17 protein-coding genes are annotated in these 17826 nt (G+C 59.7%); 11 read left to right on the top strand and 6 right to left on the bottom strand.

The genetic code is table 11. The annotated features are described in order from the left end of the window. Positions 1 to 94: 94 nt before the first annotated feature. Both FHT79_RS26485 and FHT79_RS26480 read right to left on the bottom strand, forming a co-directional pair. Positions 95 to 2638: an ABC transporter permease gene (locus FHT79_RS26485; protein WP_183904484.1), complete on the bottom strand. Its 2544-nt coding sequence runs from the start codon at positions 2636 to 2638 to the stop codon at positions 95 to 97. Continuing rightward, positions 2635 to 3342 (bottom strand): ABC transporter ATP-binding protein, encoded by a 708-nt coding sequence (locus FHT79_RS26480; RefSeq protein WP_028758045.1) that lies wholly within the window; start codon positions 3340 to 3342, stop codon positions 2635 to 2637. Before FHT79_RS26480 ends, FHT79_RS26485 begins: the two co-directional genes overlap by 4 nt. Before the next feature lie 72 nt (positions 3343 to 3414). Here FHT79_RS26480 and FHT79_RS26475 point away from each other — a divergent pair, with 72 nt between their 5' ends. Together FHT79_RS26475 and thpR are read left to right on the top strand one after the other, a co-directional pair. Further along, complete coding sequence (locus FHT79_RS26475; protein WP_028758046.1) at positions 3415 to 4059, top strand: arylesterase; 645 nt, start codon at positions 3415 to 3417, stop codon at positions 4057 to 4059. A 68-nt stretch (positions 4060 to 4127) separates the two neighbouring features. Next, positions 4128 to 4721 carry an RNA 2',3'-cyclic phosphodiesterase gene (gene thpR, locus FHT79_RS26470; protein ID WP_028758047.1) on the top strand — a complete coding sequence of 198 codons (594 nt, stop codon included), beginning with the start codon at positions 4128 to 4130 and terminating at the stop codon, positions 4719 to 4721. Here thpR and FHT79_RS26465 read toward each other — a convergent pair. Beyond that, the gene (locus FHT79_RS26465) at positions 4628 to 5128 is read right to left on the bottom strand and encodes a low molecular weight protein-tyrosine-phosphatase (RefSeq protein ID WP_183904483.1); all 501 of its coding nucleotides are present in this window, start codon (positions 5126 to 5128) and stop codon (positions 4628 to 4630) included. The two genes, thpR and FHT79_RS26465, sit on opposite strands and share 94 nt — an antisense overlap. 35 nt (positions 5129 to 5163) lie before the next feature. On the opposite strand from FHT79_RS26465, the gene FHT79_RS26460 reads away from it, so the two are divergent. Next, positions 5164 to 5469, top strand: a complete 306-nt coding sequence (locus tag FHT79_RS26460) for a 4a-hydroxytetrahydrobiopterin dehydratase (RefSeq protein ID WP_028756595.1) — start codon at positions 5164 to 5166, stop codon at positions 5467 to 5469. A gap of 66 nt (positions 5470 to 5535) precedes the next feature. Beyond that, a complete protein-coding gene (locus tag FHT79_RS26455) occupies positions 5536 to 5928 on the top strand; it encodes a YkvA family protein (protein WP_018072065.1) in 393 nt (130 codons plus the stop codon). A gap of 21 nt (positions 5929 to 5949) precedes the next feature. On the opposite strand, the gene FHT79_RS26450 is transcribed toward FHT79_RS26455, so the two are convergent. After that, entirely contained in the window at positions 5950 to 6510 is a 561-nt protein-coding gene (locus FHT79_RS26450; protein ID WP_028758049.1) for a sigma-70 family RNA polymerase sigma factor, read from the bottom strand. A 336-nt stretch (positions 6511 to 6846) separates the two neighbouring features. Here FHT79_RS26450 and FHT79_RS26445 point away from each other — a divergent pair, with 336 nt between their 5' ends. The 5 genes from FHT79_RS26445 (at position 6847) to FHT79_RS26425 (ending at position 11771) form a co-directional block, all read left to right on the top strand. Next, positions 6847 to 7356: an invasion associated locus B family protein gene (locus tag FHT79_RS26445; protein ID WP_028756598.1), complete on the top strand. Its 510-nt coding sequence runs from the start codon at positions 6847 to 6849 to the stop codon at positions 7354 to 7356. A 349-nt stretch (positions 7357 to 7705) separates the two neighbouring features. Next, a complete protein-coding gene (gene rlmN / locus FHT79_RS26440; RefSeq protein WP_028758050.1) occupies positions 7706 to 8932 on the top strand; it encodes a 23S rRNA (adenine(2503)-C(2))-methyltransferase RlmN in 1227 nt (408 codons plus the stop codon). Between the two features lie 93 nt (positions 8933 to 9025). Continuing rightward, positions 9026 to 9979 (top strand): ABC transporter substrate-binding protein, encoded by a 954-nt coding sequence (locus tag FHT79_RS26435; protein WP_028758051.1) that lies wholly within the window; start codon positions 9026 to 9028, stop codon positions 9977 to 9979. 122 nt (positions 9980 to 10101) lie between these two features. Continuing rightward, positions 10102 to 10980, top strand: a complete 879-nt coding sequence (locus tag FHT79_RS26430; RefSeq protein WP_028758052.1) for an ABC transporter permease — start codon at positions 10102 to 10104, stop codon at positions 10978 to 10980. Continuing rightward, entirely contained in the window at positions 10977 to 11771 is a 795-nt protein-coding gene (locus tag FHT79_RS26425) for an ABC transporter ATP-binding protein (RefSeq protein ID WP_028758053.1), read from the top strand. The genes FHT79_RS26430 and FHT79_RS26425 overlap by 4 nt, the downstream gene beginning before the upstream one ends. Positions 11772 to 11829: 58 nt before the next feature. On the opposite strand, the gene FHT79_RS26420 is transcribed toward FHT79_RS26425, so the two are convergent. Further along, entirely contained in the window at positions 11830 to 12471 is a 642-nt protein-coding gene (locus FHT79_RS26420; RefSeq protein ID WP_028756603.1) for a LysE family translocator, read from the bottom strand. An 85-nt stretch (positions 12472 to 12556) separates the two neighbouring features. Then, positions 12557 to 13408 carry an SDR family NAD(P)-dependent oxidoreductase gene (locus FHT79_RS26415; protein WP_028758055.1) on the bottom strand — a complete coding sequence of 284 codons (852 nt, stop codon included), beginning with the start codon at positions 13406 to 13408 and terminating at the stop codon, positions 12557 to 12559. A gap of 177 nt (positions 13409 to 13585) precedes the next feature. Between FHT79_RS26415 and FHT79_RS26410 the strand changes: the two genes are divergently transcribed. Beyond that, positions 13586 to 14809 carry an argininosuccinate synthase gene (locus FHT79_RS26410; protein WP_028758056.1) on the top strand — a complete coding sequence of 408 codons (1224 nt, stop codon included), beginning with the start codon at positions 13586 to 13588 and terminating at the stop codon, positions 14807 to 14809. 502 nt (positions 14810 to 15311) lie between these two features. Then, the gene (locus tag FHT79_RS26405) at positions 15312 to 17780 is read left to right on the top strand and encodes a toll/interleukin-1 receptor domain-containing protein (protein WP_183904482.1); all 2469 of its coding nucleotides are present in this window, start codon (positions 15312 to 15314) and stop codon (positions 17778 to 17780) included. Positions 17781 to 17826 lie beyond the last annotated feature (46 nt).

Below are 17826 nucleotides of genomic sequence, written 5' to 3'. Positions count from 1 at the left end.
AATATGAGGCTTTCGCCCATTGCAAACAAGAGGCTTGCAGAGGCTCGGCCGGTTAAATCGCCGTAAGGTGAAGGGTTTGAGTGCCGCTGCCCGGTCAAAGCTCGCGCAAAACGGGGGCCGCCTTTTGCCCAAGTATGCGCCAAGTGCCGATCAGGCCGATGCCGACGGTGAGGACGAGCGCGGTCACAAGCGTCAACCCCGCCACGTCGGGCAGAAAGGTTGACGGCAGACGCATGATGCGGGCGACGATGAACCAGGCGGCGACGCTGCCGGCGATCAGCGCGAAGATCGCGGTCGCAAGCCCAAGGATCAGATATTCGTAGCTGAAGGCGCGGATCAGCATGGCGCGCGTGGCGCCGAGCGTCTTCAGCACCACCGCGTCGTGGGTGCGCGCCCGGTTTCCGGCAGCAAGCGCCCCGGCAAGGACGAGGATCGAGGCGATGAGGGCGACAGAGGCGGCGGCGCGGATCGCGGTCGCCAGCTGCGCGACCAGCTGGTTGACGATATCGATCGCGTCCTTGACCCGCACGCTGGTGATCGTCGGATAGGTGTTGGTGACTGATTTCAGGATTGCCGCATCTTCGGCGGGCGTCGACGAGGGATCCGTCAGCGTCGCCAGCCAGGCATGCGGAGCGCCGCGAAATGTGTTCGGCGAGAAGACCATGACGAAATTGATCGACAGCGATTCCCATTCGACGCGGCGCAGATTGGCGATCTTCGCCGTGATGTTGCGGCCGAGCACGTTGACGGTGACGGTATCGCCGATCTTCAGGCCGAGCTCATGCGCCTCTTCCGAGGAGAAGGAAACGAGCGGCTCGCCGCTGTAATCCTTGTCCCACCAGCTGCCTTCGGTGAGGGCGGCGTTCTCCGGCAGGGTCTCGGCATAGGTGATGCCGCGATCGCCGTTCAGCACCCAGCGGCCGGCCGCCGGCACGGTCAGTTTGCTGACGTCCTCGCCGTTGAAGGCGACGATCCGGCCGCGCAACATCGGCACTTCGACGAGCTTGCCCTGCGGCGCCTGCGCCTGGACGAGATCGCGGAATGCGCCGACCTCGGCGCTCTGGATATCGACGAAGAAAAAGTTCGGTGCGCCCTCGTTCATGCGGCCGGTCAGCTGCTGGCGCAGGTTGCCGTCGATCAAGGTCAGCGTCACCAGCAATGCCAGTCCGAGGCCAAGCGACAGCACGACCGAGGGCGTCAGTGCGCCGGGGCGGTGGATATTGCCGATCGCCAGCCGCAAGGCGGGTGAATTGACGCGCGGGCTGCGGCGCGCGAGCCAGGCGATCGCTGCTGCGACGAGGCGCAGGACGACGAAGGCGAAGACGATCGCACCGACGAAGACGACGGCGATGAAACGGTCATAGGCGGTCAGGATGGCAAGGCCGGCAAGAGCGGCCATGAAGACAGCGGCAAGCAGGATGTAGGGCCAAGAGGGCAGGCGGCGGGCCTCGAAGCCCTGCTCGCGGAAGAGGGCGGTCGCCGGCACTTCGCGGGCATGGCCGAGCGGCAGGATGGCGAAGGCCAGCGTCGTCAGGATACCGAAGAGCGTGGCGAGCAGCAGGGCGCCGGGATAGAGGGTCGGCGTCGTGGAGACCGGCAGGAATTGCGCCAGGAACTGCGCGGCGAAGATCGGCGACAACGCGCCGATGACGAGGCCGATCAGGATGCCGCCGAGGGCGATGATGGCGATCTGGAAAAGATAGATCAGGACGACGACCTGGGCCGGGGCGCCGAGACATTTGAAGGTGGCGATGGTCGTGCGCTTGGCATCGAGGAAGGCGCGCACGGCATTGGCGACGCCGACGCCGCCGACGATCAGGGCGGTGAGACCGACGAGCGTCAGGAACTGCGAGAAGCGGGTGATGTTTTCGGTGAGCGAGGGTGCTGCGCGGTCGCTGGTGCGGATCGCCCAGCCGGCGGAGGGGAATTCCTTGGAGGCGCGCGCCTGGATGCCCGACATCGCGCCCTTGTCTTCCAGCCGGATCTTGTAGGCATGTTCGACCAGGCTTCCCGTCTGGATCAGCCCGGAGGCCTGGAGCGCCTGGCGGCTGACGAGCAGACGCGGCGCGAAACCGAAGCCTTCCGACAGGGCATCCGGCTCGGTTTTCACCGTGCCGGTGATGCTGAGCTTGACGTTGCCGAGCAGCAGTTCGTCGCCGACCGCAAGCCCGAGCCGATCGAGAAGCAGGGGCGCTGCCACCGCACCATAGGTGCCGCCTTGGCCGGAAAGCAGCGCTGCAAGCGGATAATCCGGCTCGGCCACGAATCTGCCGTAGAGCGGATAGCCGTCATCGACGGCCTTGACCTCGACCAGCGCCTGATCGGAGCCGTCAGGCTTGCGGGCCATCGAGCGCAGGCCAGTTGAAACCGAAACGGTGCCGAGGCTTTCGAGGAAGCCCAACTCCTGAGGCGTGGCTTCGCGGTTGTTGAGTTCGAAGCGGACGTCGCCGGCCAGCAGTTCCTGCCCCTGCGAGGCGATCGTATCGGTGATCGACTGCGAGACGGAATTGACGGCGGCAATCGCGCCGGTGCCGAGCGCGATGCAGGCAAGGAAAATGTAGAAGCCGCGGATGCCGCCGCGCAACTCGCGGAGCGCCAGACGAAAAGCAAGCGAGACGCGCGGGGTGATCATTCTCATGCGATCGCCGCCTCGCTGTGGCGGGCGGCGCTGTCGCCCTCGATCCTGCCGGAGCGGACGCGGATCTGGCGTGAGCAGCGGTTTGCCAGCGAGACGTCGTGGGTGACGAGAAGCAGGGTCATGCCGCGTTCGGCCTGCTTGGAGAACAGAAGGTCGGCGATCTGGCGGCCGGTCTCGGTGTCGAGATTGCCTGTGGGTTCGTCGGCGATCAGCAGGGCGGGCGAGGGGGCGAGCGCCCTGGCGATCGCGACGCGCTGCTGTTCGCCGCCGGAAAGCTGACCGGGATAGTGGTTCAGCCGTTCGCCGAGGCCGACCGATTTCAGCTCACGGTGAGCGATCTCGAAGGCGTTGCGGACATTGGCGAGCTCGAGCGGCACGGCGACGTTTTCCAGCGCCGTCATGTTGGCGATCAGGTGGAAGGACTGAAAGACGATGCCGATGTTGCGGCCGCGGAAATCGGCGACCTGATCCTCGCTGAGGCTATGGAGGGGCGTGTCATTGATATTGATCTCGCCGCTGTCGAGCTTCTCCAGCCCGGCAAGCACCATCAGCAGGGTCGATTTGCCGGAACCGGAAGGGCCGACGATGCCGACGGATTCGCCGGCCGCGACATCGAGATCGATGCCCTTCAGCACATGGACGGAGGCGGCTGCGCTGCCGAGGGTCAGATCGGCGCTCTTCAACTCGATGATGGTTTTTGCCAACAGAAATCGCCCTATATAAATCCCTAACCGAATGGCCGCATAACGGCACTTCGCCAATCTAGGGAAGCCAGAATGAGATTTAAAGTTGCCGCCCTTCAATTCACCGTCATTGCCGTCTCGCTGATCTTTGCCGCTGCGGCCAATGCCCGGACGATCAATCTCGTCGGTTTTGGGGACAGTTTGATGGCGGGCTATCAGCTGCCGGCCGGCGACGGCTTTCCGGAAAAGCTGCAGGCGGCCCTGAAGGCGAAGGGGCTCGATGTCACCGTCGCCAATGCCGGGGTCTCCGGCGACACGACGACAGCGGGCCTTGCACGCATCGACTGGTCGGTACCCGACGGCACCGATGGCGTCATTCTGGAGCTCGGCGCCAATGATGCGCTGCGCGGCATCCCGCCGGAGGAGAGCGAGAAGAATCTCGATCAGATGATTACTCGGCTAAAGGAGCGCGGGATTGCCGTGCTGCTCGCCGGCATGGTGGCGCCGCCGAACATGGGGGCGGATTATGCCGCACGATTCAATCCGATCTATCAGAAACTTTCGGAAAAACATGGGCTTCCGCTCTATGCCTTCTTCCTCGACGGTGTGGCGCTGGAGGCCGGGTTGAAGCTCGAAGACGGCATGCATCCGAATGCGAGAGGTGTCGACGTCATGGTCGAAAAGATGGAGCCTGCTGTCACAAATTTCGTCGAAACGATTTCTTCTGTGAAGAAATAGGGGCTTGCGCGGTTGTTGATTGCGTGATTCCGTGTGAGCACCTGCAAAAGATTCGGGGAGTGCTCGTGATGCCGAGACTGTTTACCGCCCTCGAAATTCCGCGCAATGCGGCGATGAGCCTTTCATTGCTGCGCGGTGGCCTCCCTGGAGCACGATGGATCGATGTGGAGAATTACCACATCACCCTGCGCTTTATCGGTGACGTCGACGGCCGCACGGCCGATGAAATCGTTGAACGCCTCGACCGGATCGACCGGCCGGAATTCCAGTTCCGGCTCGAAGGAATCGGTTCCTTCGGCTCGAAGAAACCGCATTCGGTCTGGGCCGGCGTTTCGCAATCGCCTGAAATGTATGCCCTGCAGGGCGAGATCGAGCGCATCTGCCAGCGCATCGGCCTGCCGCCCGATCCCCGCAAGTTCATGCCGCATGTGACGCTGGCGCGGCTCAAATCCTCGCGGCTCGACGATGTCGTGCAATATCTGGCGGGACGCGGCAACTTCCACACCGCAACCTTCACCGCGCCGCGCTTCGTGCTGCTTTCGTCGCGCGAATCGGTCGGCGGCGGGCCCTACCTCACCGAGGAAGTGTTCCCGTTGCACGAGGCGCGCTCGACGCCCAGCGTTTCGAGCAGGCTGCTGCAGCCGGTCAAGAGCCTGGTGTAGACCAGCTCGAAACCGCCCGGGCCGCCATAATAGGGATCGGGAATATCCTCTCCGGTTCCAAGCGCGATATCGCCAAAAAGGCGGATATTCGCGCCAGGCGGTGCGCTCCTTTCGAGTGCCGCCAGATTGTCGCGGTCCATGGCGAGGATCAGATCGAAATCCCTGAAATCCCTCGATTGGATGCGGCGGGCGCGTTGTCCCGATATGTCGATGCCATGGGCTTTTGCGGTGGCGATCGAACGCCGGTCGGGTGGCTCGCCTTCATGCCAGCCGCCGGTGCCGGCGGAATCGATGGTAAAATCGCCGGTCAAACCCGCTTCGGCGACGAGATGGCCAAAAATTCCTTCCGCGAGCGGAGAACGGCATATATTGCCCATGCAAACGAAGAGGATGCTGATGCGTTTCATCGGTAAACCTGTCGGACAGAGAAGAGGACCATGGCATGAAAATGGAAAGACTGGAACGGACGGCGGCCGAGGCGCAACTGGCCGGACTTGCAGGCTGGGCGCTCAATGATGCAGGTTCTTCGATCTCGAAGACGTACAAGTTCGCAAATTTCATCGAGGCTTTCGGGTTCATGACGGAGGCAGCACTTGCGGCCGAGAAGCTCAATCATCATCCCGAATGGTTCAACGTCTATTCTAGGGTGGAGGTGACGCTGAACACACATGATGCCGGCGGACTGACGGAGCTGGATTTCAAGCTCGCCAAAGCCATGGAGAAGGCTGCGGCGCGCCGTATCGTTTGACAGCGGGGCCGATTGAAAGCCGGTCCGCCATCACCATATGTTCGCTTGGACGAAAGGGATGCAGGGATGGACGAGGTTAAATTCGGGGAAATCCTGTTGCCGGGCGACGAGGACACCCAGAGCCGGCGCGAGAAGACCGTAAGGCAGAAATTCTGGCCGACCTTCCGGCGGGCCGTGCGACAGATCCCGTTCTCGCGCGATGTGGTTGCCGGTTTCTATTGCGCGCTCGATCCGCAGACGCCGACGAAGGTGCGCGGCGTGCTGCTCGCGGCGCTCGCGTATTTTGTCATGCCGATCGACATGATCCCGGATGTTTTCGCCGTCATCGGCTTTTCCGACGACATCGCCGTGCTTTCGGCCGCCTTCGCTATGGTGCGTGGCCATATAAGACCGGGCCATTACGAAGCGGCCGACCGCGTTCTTGCCGACCGGCCGGAAGAAGCGATGAAGACGATCTGAATCCCGTTCTAAATTAAAGAGTCAGGCGATTTCGCGTTCCAGCACCTTGCGGAGCTTGCCAAAGGCAAGCCGGATGCGCGACTTCACCGTACCGAGCGGCAGCCCGGTTGATTCGGCGATCTCCGAATGCGATTGGCCGAGGAAGAAGGCGGCGCGCAGCATGTCGCGCTGTCCCTCTGGCAACTGCCCGACGGCGGCGCGTATCCTGGCGTCGCGATCGTCATTGGCGATAATTTCCTCCGCGCCGATATCGGCGGGCGGCTGCAGGGCCGGGTCGGTCTCGTCGAAGATGCGGGTATTGGCGCGGCGTTGCATGTCGATGCGGCGGTTGCGGGCAATGCGGAAAAGCCAGGTTGAGAGCGAAGATCGCGTGGCATCATAGAGATCCGCCTTGTGCCAGAGCACGATCATGATCTCCTGGACCAGTTCCTCGGCCTCGCCTGATGTCATCTTCTGGCGCATCAGCCAGGCCTTCAGGCGGGGCGCGAAATAATCGAACAGGATGGAAAAGGCCTGTTGGTCGCGATTGTCCGCGACGGCCTTCGCGAGGGCAGCGAAACGCTGTCTTTCCTCGGCATCCATGTCTCCTCACCAGCTCCCTGCGACAATAATTTCGTCCCGGATTTCCAAGTCTTAATGAGGTACAACGGATTTGGGAAAGGTCAAACTCTTGCCTGAATCTTTGTGTCTTAAATTCACCCGAACGGACGGCCAGTGCCATCGGGGCACGATGTCGCGGCCTATACCGTCAAAGGTGCGAAAATTGACACTCGAGCTGAAATGACACAGGCAGATACAAATCGCAGCTATTGTTGACCATTTGGTAACCTGAATTAAGTCAAAATAAAGCAGATCGTGATTATGCGGCGCCCGCTATGATCGCTTCGGGCCTTGAATCGCAAGAACCGGCAGGAATCCATGTTTGTAAAAAGTATCGTATCCGCTCTCGCACTCACCCTGACCATGGCCGGAGTTGCGGAAGCGCAGCAGGCCGCGCCGAACCGCATCCAGCAGTTCCAGGCATGGGGCGCCTATTCCTACAAGTCGGGCAAGAGCACCGTGTGCTACGTGTTGTCCGTTCCGACGGCAAAGCAGCCGGCAAGCGTCGATCACGGTGACAATTTCTTCATCGTCTCGCAGCGCCCCGGCCAGAACATCTCCTATGAGCCGCAGGCCATGATGGGCTATACGGTGAAGGAAAATTCGAAGATCAACGTCGTCATCGACAACAAGACCTTCGTGATGTTCACCAAGGACAAGGCCGGCTGGGTCGAGAATGCTGCCCAGGAGCCGGCCCTCGTCGCGGCGATGAAGACGGGTCATTCGATGACGGTGAATGCCGTTTCGCGCAAGGGCACCGGCACCTCCTACAGCTATTCGCTTTCCGGCATCTCGGCTGCGCTGAAGCAGATCGAAACCTGCAAGTAAGCGGTCCTTCAGGCCACAGAGTTTCAAGGGCCGGCCTTGCGCCGGCCTTCGTCGTTTCCATCTAAAGCGCGGCGATCTTTCAGATCTGCCTGCCGCGCTTTAGGTCTTTGATTTTAGCATGTCGTCGTCGCAAAACCGCTGCACCCTTTTGCGCGACATGCTTGATAGTGACGCGCGGGCAAAATGATGCTAAAGGGCGCGCAACAGCGGACAGATCGCGATTTCAGTCGCCGTTCCGCCATTCAATTTCTGCCAATGTGCCGTCATGCACCCGCCAGTCTTCCGGCTTAGTCCTGAAGTTCGCAGGGCTTGCGGGGCGGTTACGTGTTCGAATTCGGGATGAATGCCTATGTCCGTCATGGATGCGATAGATGTGACCAAGCCGCAGGCGCGCATGTCCGCCAGCCTCGAGAAGCCGTCGTTGATCGGGCTGTCGCGTGAAGAGATGGCGGCGGCACTCCGGGAAAAAGGGGTGGCTGAGAAGCAAATCAAGATGCGCGTCTCGCAGCTCTGGAACTGGATCTATGTGCGCGGCGTCTCCGATTTCGACCATATGACCAATGTCGCCAAGGACATGCGTGAGATGCTGAAGCAGCATTTCACCATCGCACGTCCCGAGATCGTCGAGGAACAGGTCTCCAATGACGGCACGCGCAAATGGCTGCTGCGCTTTCCCGCCCGCGGTGCCGGGCGTCCCGTCGAGATCGAGGCCGTCTACATTCCGGAAGAGGGCCGCGGCACGCTCTGTATCTCCAGCCAGGTCGGCTGCACGCTCACCTGTTCCTTCTGTCATACCGGCACACAGCGTCTGGTGCGCAACCTGACGGCGGAGGAAATTCTTTCCCAGCTGCTGCTTGCCCGCGACCGGCTGGGAGACTTCCCGGATCGTGAAGCGCCGCAGGGTACGATCATGCCCGCCGAGGGCCGCAAGGTCAGCAACATCGTCATGATGGGCATGGGCGAGCCGCTCTATAACTTCGATGCCGTCAAGCAGGCATTGCTGATCGCCACGGATGGCGATGGTTTGTCGCTGTCCAGGCGCCGCGTGACGCTGTCCACCTCCGGCGTCGTGCCGGAGATCTTCCGCACCGGCGAAGAGATCGGCGTCATGCTGGCAATCTCGCTGCATGCGGTGCGCGACGATCTGCGCGACATTCTGGTGCCGATCAACAAGAAGTACCCGCTGAAGGAACTGATCGAAGCCTGCCGGGCCTATCCCGGTCTTTCGAACGCGCGGCGCATCACCTTCGAATATGTGATGCTGAAGGACGTCAACGACAGCCTGGAAGACGCCAAGGGGCTGATCAAGCTCTTGAAGGGCGTGCCGGCGAAGATCAACCTCATCCCGTTCAATCCCTGGCCCGGCACCAATTACCAGTGTTCGGACTGGGAGCAGATCGAGAAATTCGCCGATTTCATCAACTCGGCAGGTTATGCTTCGCCGATCCGCACGCCGCGCGGCCGCGACATTCTTGCCGCCTGCGGCCAGCTGAAATCGGAATCCGAACGCATGCGCAAGACCGAACGTCTGGCCTTCGAGGCGATGATGATCGCCAATCACGGCGCCGACGACTGATCAGCAAGTTTGATCCTCGCTACAATTCTCCTGCATTGATTTAAGCATGCGCTTTTTCTAATAGTGCCGCCAAAATCATTCAGGAGGATACAAATGCGCCCGATTCTGCTCGCTCTTGCCGCCAGTTTGGCCCTTTCCCTGCCCGCAAAGGCGGACGACGTCACCGTCGCCGTGACGGCGATCGTCGAGCATCCGGCGCTTGACGCAGCGCGCAAGGGCGTTCTCGATGCGTTGACGGCCGCGGGCTACAAAGAGGGCGAGAACCTGAAATTCGTGTTCGAATCGGCGCAGGGCAATCCGGCCACCGCTGCCCAGATCGCCCGCCAGTTCGCCGGCGACGAGCCCAATGTCATCGTGCCGATTTCGACGCCCTCGGCCCAGGCGGTCGTCTCTTCGACGCGCGACATTCCCGTCGTCTTCACGGCAGTCTCCGATCCGCTCGGCGCCCAGCTGGTCAAGAACATGGACAAGCCCGGCGGCAATGTCACCGGCCTTTCCGACATGTCGCCGGTCGCCGAGCATCTGGCGCTGATCAAGGAAATCCTGCCTGATGTGAAAACCATCGGCTATCTCTACAATTCCGGCGAGGCGAATTCCGTTTCGCTGCTGGCCGTATTAAAGGCTGAAGCCGAAAAGGCCGGCCTGAAGGTGGTGGAATCAGCCGCCACCAAGTCGGCCGAGGTTCAGGGTGCAGCACGCGCGCTCGTCGGCCGTGCCGATGCGATCTACATCCCGACCGACAACACCATCATCTCCGCGCTCGAAGGCGCCGTCGCCGTTGCCGAGGAGAGCAAGCTGCCGCTCTTCACCGCCGATACGGACTCGGTTTCGCGCGGTTCGATCGCCGCCCTCGGCTTCAACTATTACGATGTCGGCAAGCAGACCGGCGAGATCGTCGTGCGCGTGCTGAAGGGCGAAAACCCTGGCGACATCGCGGTCAAGACCGCTGCCGGCAGCGACCTCGTCGTCAACAAGGCGGCAGCTCAGAAGATGGGCGTCACCCTGCCTGAGAGCGTGCTTTCGCGCGCCAATAAGGTCATTGAATAATCGGCCGTCACTTCAACGTTTAGTTGGATACAGCCGCTCCCGTTTGCACGGGGGCGGTTCTTCGTATTAAAAAGCTGCGGTTTCGCGACGGGCGGAACGGACAAAAAAAGGGGCTGAAAGCCTTGAGCCAAATCGCATTCTGGGGGGCCGTCGAGCTCGGCCTGGTCTATTCTTTCGTCGCTCTCGGCGTCTATCTCGCCTTTCGCGTTCTCGACTTTCCCGACCTGACGGTCGATGGCTCCTTTCCGCTTGGCGCGGCGGTCACGGCCGTGCTGATCATATCAGGCGTCAATGCCTGGCTTGCGGCGCTGGTCGCCATGGCGGCCGGCGCCGGCGCGGGCATGGTGACGGCGCTGCTCAACGTGCGCTTCAAGATCCTCAACCTGCTCGCCTCGATCCTGACGATGATCGCGCTGTTTTCCGTCAATCTCCGGGTGATGGGCAAACCCAATGTCGCCCTCATCAATGCCGATACGATGATCAGCCCGTTCTTCGGCCACGGCCTTCGCGATTTCTACGTGCGGCCGCTCTTTGTCGGCGTTCTGGTCGTCATCGCGCTCATCCTGGTCTGGCGTTTCCTGGAAAGCGATGCCGGGCTGGCGATGCGGGCGACTGGCGCCAATGCAAGGATGGCCCGCGCCCAAGGCGTCGATACCAGCCGGCAGATCTATCTCGGCATGGCGATCTCCAATGCGCTGGTGGCGCTCGGCGGCGCGCTGTTTGCCCAGACGAACGGCTTTGCCGACGTCACCTCGGGCGTCGGCACGATCGTCGTCGGGCTTGCCGCCGTCATCATCGGCGAGACGCTGCTCGGGCGGCGAGGTCTGTTGATCGCGCTCGTCGGTTGCGTGCTCGGGTCGATCCTCTATCGCATCGCGATCCAGCTGGCGCTTTCCAGTGACGTCATCGGTCTGCAGGCGTCCGACCTCAATTTCGTGACGGCCGTGCTGGTGACCGTGGCGCTCATCCTTCCCCGTCTTCGCGGAGGTGCCGCATCGTGATCAGCGTCAAGGACATCAAAGTTGTTTTCGGGCGCGGCACGCCCCTGCAGAAACAGGCGTTGAACGGCGTCAGCCTGACCATCGAGCATGGCTCCTTCGTCACCGTCATCGGCTCCAACGGCGCCGGCAAATCGACATTGCTCGGCGTGCTCGCCGGCGACGTCATTCCGAGCGAAGGGCAGGTGCTGATCGGCAAGAGCGACGTGACGCGCAAGTCGACCGCGGCGCGTGCCGGCCTGGTGGCACGCGTCTTCCAGGATCCGCTGACGGGAAGCTGCGGCGCATTGTCGATCGAGGAGAACCTTGCTCTGGCTGCCCGGCGCGGCGAGAAGCGCGGGCTGGCATCGGCGCTCGGGGGTGTCAGGCGCGACTATTTCAAGGAACGGATCGCCGAGCTCAATCTTGGGCTGGAGAACCGGTTGAAGGACCGTATGGATCTTCTCTCCGGTGGCCAACGGCAGGCCGTTTCGCTCGTCATGGCGACGCTTGCGGGATCGGAAGTGCTGCTGCTCGACGAACATACGGCGGCACTCGACCCCGGCATGGCTGAGTTCGTGATGAACCTCACGCAGAAGATCGTCGCCGAACGCAAGCTGACGACGATGATGGTGACGCATTCCATGCGCCAGGCGCTGGATTACGGCCACCGCACGATCATGCTGCATGGCGGCGAGATCGTTCTCGATGTCGCGGGCGACAACAGGAAGAACCTGCAGGTCGAGGACCTGATCGCCATGTTCCGCAAGATGCGCGGCCAGACGTTGGATGACGATGCGCTGCTGATCGGCTAACACTGACAGCGTGCTGATCGGCTGAGCCGACCGCGGCGGTTCGGTACCCGACCGCTGATTATTTCGCCTGGGTGAGCAGGATCTTGGCGGCGAAGATCGAGAAGACGCCCGCGAAGGTGTAGTCCATGCCACGCAGCACTTTCTTGTTGCTCTGCAACCATGAGGCCAGCCAGTCGGCGGCAAAGACCACGCTGGCATTGACCGGCATGCCGATCAGGATGAAGCAAAGCCCGAGGAAAAGCAGCTTGTGCGTGACGGCCGGATCGCCGGCGCTGACGAATTGCGGCAGGAAGGTCATGAAGAAGATGATGACCTTGGGGTTCAGGAGATTGACCCAGAAGCCCGACGAGATGTTGGAAAGTGCCGTGCCCTTCTGCTCCTCGACCTTGGCGACCGTAAGCTTGGAGCCGAAGCGGATCGCCTGCACCGCCAGCCAGAACAGATAGGCGGCGCCGCCGGTCTTCAGGATCAGGAAAGCGGTCGGCGAGGCGGTGATCAGCGCCGAAATGCCGAAAGCGACCAGCATGGTGTGGACGACGATGCCGAGGCTGGTGCCGACGACGACGAAGAGGGCTGCCTTCTTGCCCTGGGCGAGCGCACGGCTGATCGACAGCGTCATGTCGGGGCCCGGGGTCGCCGCGAGCAGCAGCGTCGCGGCGGCAAAGGCGAGAAGGGTCGGTAGGCTGGGCAGGAAATCCATGGCACTCTCTGAAAGCCGGGAAAGACCTGACGATCTCTTACCCGGCTTTCGGAAAATTACCAATCAAACCTGATGATGGCGCCGATCACTTCTGTTCGAGGAAGGCTTTGAATTTGTCGGCGTAGTCCTTGTGCCAGCGCGACAGCGGCGGACGGTTCTCGATGATGTCGCCGGCGGCCCAGGCCATCCGGCGTTCGTCGACCGGACGCGCCACGTCATTGTCGGGGCAGAGAATATAGAAATCACCGCGTTCGAGGCTTTCGACCATGAAATCGACCGTCTGCTCCGGTGTCCAGGCGGCGGCCGGTTTTTCCGCGCGGTCGCCCTTGGTGAGGCCGGTGAAGACGAAGCCGGGGATCAGAAGATGGGCGGAGATCTTTCCGCCTTCGGTATTGCGAAGCTCATGCTGCAAGGCTTCGGTGAAGACCTTCACACCCGCCTTGGAGATATTGTAGGCGGGGTTGCCGGGCGGCGTGGTGATGCCCTGCTTGGAGCCGGTGTTGATGATCAGGCCGGGCTCGCCATGCGACAGCATCTTCGGGCCGAAGGTGCGCGTACCGTTGATCACGCCCATCAGGTTGACGGCGAAGATATGGTCCCAGTTCGCCTGCGGGCTGAAGATCGAGGTTTCCGGGCCGATGCCGGCATTGTTCATCAGCACGTGCACACGGCCGAAACGCTGGAGCACGGCGCGTTCGAGCGCTTCCAGGGATTCCTTGACGGCGACGTCGGTCTCGACCGCCATCACATTTTCCTCGCCGGCAATGGCCTTGAGTTCGTCGGCGGCCGCGGCCAGCCGGTCGCCGCCGAGATCGGCGATGGCGACGCTCATGCGGCGTGCGGCGAAATATTTCGCCGCGGCAAGGCCGATGCCGGAAGCGCCGCCGGTGATGACGGCAACATTGGACTTCTTGAAAATGTCTTGAATATTCGTCACGGGGCAGCCTCTCCTCGAGCATTTGCGGACGCTGGCGAATATGGGCTCCACTTTCGCGCTGTCAAACGGTATCGGCACGGTCGCTGTCGCACTTGGCCTTGCGTCACGCGCCAATCTCGCTAAAAGTGCCGCGATACCGGGTTTTCGCCGGCCTATTATGCAACGGACCTCATCATCATGGCATCATACAAAGACGTGAAGAAAGTCGTGCTCGCCTATTCCGGCGGCCTCGACACCTCGATCATCCTGAAGTGGCTGCAGACGGAGCTCGGCGCCGAAGTCGTCACCTTCACCGCCGATCTCGGCCAGGGCGAAGAGCTGGAGCCGGCGCGCAAGAAGGCCGAGATGCTCGGCATCAAGGAGATCTACATCGAGGACGTGCGCGAGGAATTCGTGCGCGATTTCGTCTTCCCGATGTTCCGCGCCAATGCCGTCTACGAGGGCGTCTATCTGCTCGGCACCTCGATCGCCCGTCCTTTGATTTCCAAGCATCTGATCGACATCGCCCGCAAGACGGGCGCGGACGCGATTGCCCACGGCGCCACCGGCAAGGGCAACGACCAGGTTCGTTTCGAACTGTCCGCCTATGCCCTGAACCCCGATATCAAGATCATCGCGCCATGGCGCGACTGGGCCTTCAAGAGCCGCACCGACCTGCTCGCCTTCGCCGAACAGCATCAGATCCCGGTTGCCAAGGACAAGAAGGGCGAAGCGCCGTTCTCCGTCGACGCCAACCTTCTGCATTCCTCTTCCGAGGGCAAGGTTCTCGAGGACCCCGCCCAGGAGGCGCCGGAATATGTGCATATGCGCACGATCTCGCCTGAGGCTGCGCCCGACAAGGCGACCACCATCAAGGTCGGATTCCGCAAGGGCGATGCGGTCTCGATCAACGGTGTCGAGATGTCGCCGGCAACGCTGCTCGCGACGCTCAACAATTACGGCCGCGACAACGGCATCGGCCGTCTCGACCTCGTCGAGAACCGCTTCGTCGGCATGAAGTCGCGCGGCGTCTACGAAACGCCAGGTGGCACGATCCTGCTCGCGGCGCATCGCGCCGTCGAATCGATCACGCTCGACCGGGGTGCCGCCCATCTCAAGGACGAGATCATGCCGCGCTACGCCGAGCTGATCTATTACGGCTTCTGGTTCTCGCCGGAGCGCGAGATGCTGCAGGCGCTGATCGACAAGAGCCAGGAGCATGTCGAAGGCGAAGTGACGCTGAAGCTCTACAAGGGCAACGTCATGGTCACCGGCCGCGAGAGCGAAAAGTCGCTCTATTCCGACAAGCTTGTCACTTTCGAGGACGATCAGGGCGCCTACGACCAGAAGGATGCGGCCGGTTTCATCAAGCTCAACGCGCTGCGCCTGCGCACGCTCGCCAAGCGCAACCTCGTGAAGTAATCACGGTTCTGTTTTGAATTGGATAAGAGCCCGCCGGCCTTGCCGCGCGGGCTTTTTCGTGGAGTGAGGTGGCAAACGCCACCAAACTCTTAGAACGTTCTGGATGGCCGGATTGCACCAGCAACGGATATCGGCTCGGCTTGGATAGAAGACCGCTTCGGGGCCGGGAGGAGACCGATAGGTTTAGGTGACAGCGAGATCTCAACGGACATTCCTCAAGTGAAGCATACTGAAATGCCCCCCCGATCTCCATTGCCATATTGCTCAAGATGTCGCGCCAGGAGCTTTCTACCCTGCCCACCCGCGTGACATAAAGGATTCCGCTTCTGCCTAATTGTCTGGTGCCAGGATTGCCCCGCAATATGGCAGTCGTGGGACCACCCTTATACACATCTGAAACCCGCTTTATCGACAAGGCATAATGAGTTGCCCTGTTGAAGTATCTCGCTAGCAGGTGATACATCTTACGGTAGCCATTTTACAGGTTGGAGGGGCGTCGGTAATGCATTGTTTTCTTTCCCACAGCAGTGCTGACAAGGGGGGGTATGTATCGGTCCTCGCTGAGAAATTCGGAGACCGCGCGATCTATGACGCTTATACGTTCGAGACGGGAATGAAGACCGTTGATGAGATAATGAAAAATCTCAATCGGACCGATCTCTTCGTCCTCTTGATTTCCGATTCAGCGTTGAATTCCGATTGGGTTAAGACGGAGATCGTCAACAGCAAGCGTCTCCTCGACTCGGGAAAGCTGAAACAAATCCTGCCGCTGATAATAGATCGCAAGATTACATATCGAGACGACCGAATCCCAGATTGGATTCGCGAGAACTACAACTTGCGCGTGGTCCCACGTCCAAATGCCGCTTTTCGCATCATCAACGCGGCTTTTAGCAAGTTGTCAATCGACAGTAACCCAAAGTCCCTCAGGGCAAGACGTCTCTTTGTTGGGCGAAATGACCAGCTCAAAGCTTTCGAAGCGAGAATGGACGATTATGAAAAGCCCCTTCCTTGCGCTGTGGTGGCATCGGGCTTGCGGGAAATCGGCAGGAAGAAATTTCTTATCGAAGCACTCAGGAAAGCAAACAAGATCGACGACTACCATCAACCCATAGTTATTTCGATTCGTTACGAGGACGGTATAGACGGATTCTTGAGCAAAGTCCTAGATCTCGGATTTTCGGGAGAGTTTGATGCAAGCCTTGACCTTTCGGCACTGAACTTGGAGGAGAAGATTAACATTTTGGCCAAGTTGGCAACGGAACTTGGGCAGCAAAACGAAGTATTACTTATCGATGATTGGCGTTGCATTGTGCAATTCGGCGGAATTTACGCGGACTGGTTCGTAGCTTTGTGCGACAATCTCCCTCAAAATCGGACTTACTTCTGTATTGCGTCTGGGACAAGCCCTCAGGCAGCAACCTACAGAAAGAACGATCGACTCTATCATCTCAAGGTCCCCGAACTGAGTGATACGGAACGTTTGGGACTACTCGTTCGATACCTGAGAGACGTGGAAGGCGTCTCCGATGTAAATACATCTGAATTGCATTTCTTTCGGAACATCTTGAACGGATACCCTGAGCAAGCGATCTACGCTGGGGAGATTATCCGAGATGAGGGAATACATGGCGCAACGACCCGATCGAGCGAGATCGTCGATTTTGCACGATTGAAGGCCAGCTTATACGTAGAGGGATATCGCGACGACGACGCCAAATTCGAGCTATTGACGTTCCTGAGCTGGTTCGAATTCGTTTCATTGGACTTCATTTCAAAGTTGAGCGAGGAGATGTCGCTCGATCTACTTCCAGCTATAAACGAGTTTATCGAACACGGGATTTGCCAGGGCATCGGGACGCTCGGAGAGTACGTCCGGTTGAACGACGTCATACGCGATTACGTTGCGCGAGGAAGCGTAAGCATTCCGGAGAGCTATTCGAAGGCAATTGCGTCAGTGTCCAAAGCGCTGTTCAACTCTAGGGAGACTGCCGATAACTTCGACTACTCCGAGAAGGCAGTCGCCATTCGGATGGCCCTCCTCGAAGGACGGCCAGTGCCGGAACGACTGCTCATTCCTGCGCACTTTTTGAACGCAATTTCTCAGAACTACAAGAATAAAAAGTACAGCGACGTAATAGATCTAGCTGAAAGAGTTTTGAGTAAAAGCAACTATGAGGATTACATCAGGGGTCAAATTACCCACTATTACTGTATGGCTCTTGCCAGAAGGAGGGACGCAAGGTTTCTTTCGGAGGTGCAGAAAATACGGGGCAAAGAACATGATTATGTTCTTGGTTTTTATTATAGAAGGATGGGACGTTACGACGATGCTATTCCGCGGTTTGAGTCTGCCATGGGGGAGCAAAGGTGGGAAGAAAACTCCAAGCGTGAGCTTGTACTGATATATAATATTACCGAAAATTATGACCAGGCCTTTAATTTGGCGAAGGGTAGTTATCATGATTTTCCGTCCAACCCAATAAGTGTCCAAGCATACTTCGAGGTGTTGCTGAACAAGTATAAGATATCTTTGGGCGGTGAAGCCTTATTAATCTCCGAAATGAAGGATACACTACAATCTATTGCTCGAATTTCGAGCGAGAAGGGCCATGAGGTTGAGGCATGCATGAAGGCTAGATATGAGTACTACGTAAAGGGCGATGACGCTGCGGCTATGAGCATCATCAATGATGCCATCGAACTTTTCAAAGGTTCACCCTATCCCCTCTTGGCTAAGATGGAGCTTGGTGCATCGATGAGGTCGGCGGATATGATCAAAGAAGCTATTATTCTGTTCGATTCCCGGAAATTCGATGAACAAGCAAATGAACGAAAGAAGGCGGAGCTGTTCCAACTGGCCTTAGGTGGTCAGGTCGATAAAGCTGTCGGAATGGTCGAGAGGGAATTACGTTCTATTCACCCGGCGGCACGGGAGCGCTTCAGGCAACGCCTGGAATCACTCCGGTGACACGTTGCTTGTTGAATTAGAGCAACCGACGATTCCGCGACGCTAT

Origin of the sequence: Rhizobium sp. BK212 (assembly GCF_014197475.1) — a bacterium.
Lineage (GTDB): Bacteria > Pseudomonadota > Alphaproteobacteria > Rhizobiales > Rhizobiaceae > Rhizobium > Rhizobium anhuiense.
The sequence above is the reverse complement of the archived record's forward strand: the minus strand, read 5'-3'. Positions and strand labels throughout refer to the sequence as shown.

What these genes read in the sequence shown, in the direction of transcription:
- FHT79_RS26485 (WP_183904484.1), bottom strand. Translation starts at nt 2,638, where the DNA reads ATGAGAATGATCACCCCGCGCGTCTCGCTTGCTTTTCGTCTGGCGCTC.
- FHT79_RS26475 (WP_028758046.1), top strand. Translation starts at nt 3,415, where the DNA reads ATGAGATTTAAAGTTGCCGCCCTTCAATTCACCGTCATTGCCGTCTCG.
- thpR (WP_028758047.1), top strand. Translation starts at nt 4,128, where the DNA reads ATGCCGAGACTGTTTACCGCCCTCGAAATTCCGCGCAATGCGGCGATG.
- FHT79_RS26465 (WP_183904483.1), bottom strand. Translation starts at nt 5,128, where the DNA reads ATGAAACGCATCAGCATCCTCTTCGTTTGCATGGGCAATATATGCCGT.
- FHT79_RS26460 (WP_028756595.1), top strand. Translation starts at nt 5,164, where the DNA reads ATGAAAATGGAAAGACTGGAACGGACGGCGGCCGAGGCGCAACTGGCC.
- FHT79_RS26455 (WP_018072065.1), top strand. Translation starts at nt 5,536, where the DNA reads ATGGACGAGGTTAAATTCGGGGAAATCCTGTTGCCGGGCGACGAGGAC.
- FHT79_RS26450 (WP_028758049.1), bottom strand. Translation starts at nt 6,510, where the DNA reads ATGGATGCCGAGGAAAGACAGCGTTTCGCTGCCCTCGCGAAGGCCGTC.
- FHT79_RS26445 (WP_028756598.1), top strand. Translation starts at nt 6,847, where the DNA reads ATGTTTGTAAAAAGTATCGTATCCGCTCTCGCACTCACCCTGACCATG.
- rlmN (WP_028758050.1), top strand. Translation starts at nt 7,706, where the DNA reads ATGTCCGTCATGGATGCGATAGATGTGACCAAGCCGCAGGCGCGCATG.
- FHT79_RS26435 (WP_028758051.1), top strand. Translation starts at nt 9,026, where the DNA reads ATGCGCCCGATTCTGCTCGCTCTTGCCGCCAGTTTGGCCCTTTCCCTG.
- FHT79_RS26420 (WP_028756603.1), bottom strand. Translation starts at nt 12,471, where the DNA reads ATGGATTTCCTGCCCAGCCTACCGACCCTTCTCGCCTTTGCCGCCGCG.
- FHT79_RS26410 (WP_028758056.1), top strand. Translation starts at nt 13,586, where the DNA reads ATGGCATCATACAAAGACGTGAAGAAAGTCGTGCTCGCCTATTCCGGC.
- FHT79_RS26405 (WP_183904482.1), top strand. Translation starts at nt 15,312, where the DNA reads ATGCATTGTTTTCTTTCCCACAGCAGTGCTGACAAGGGGGGGTATGTA.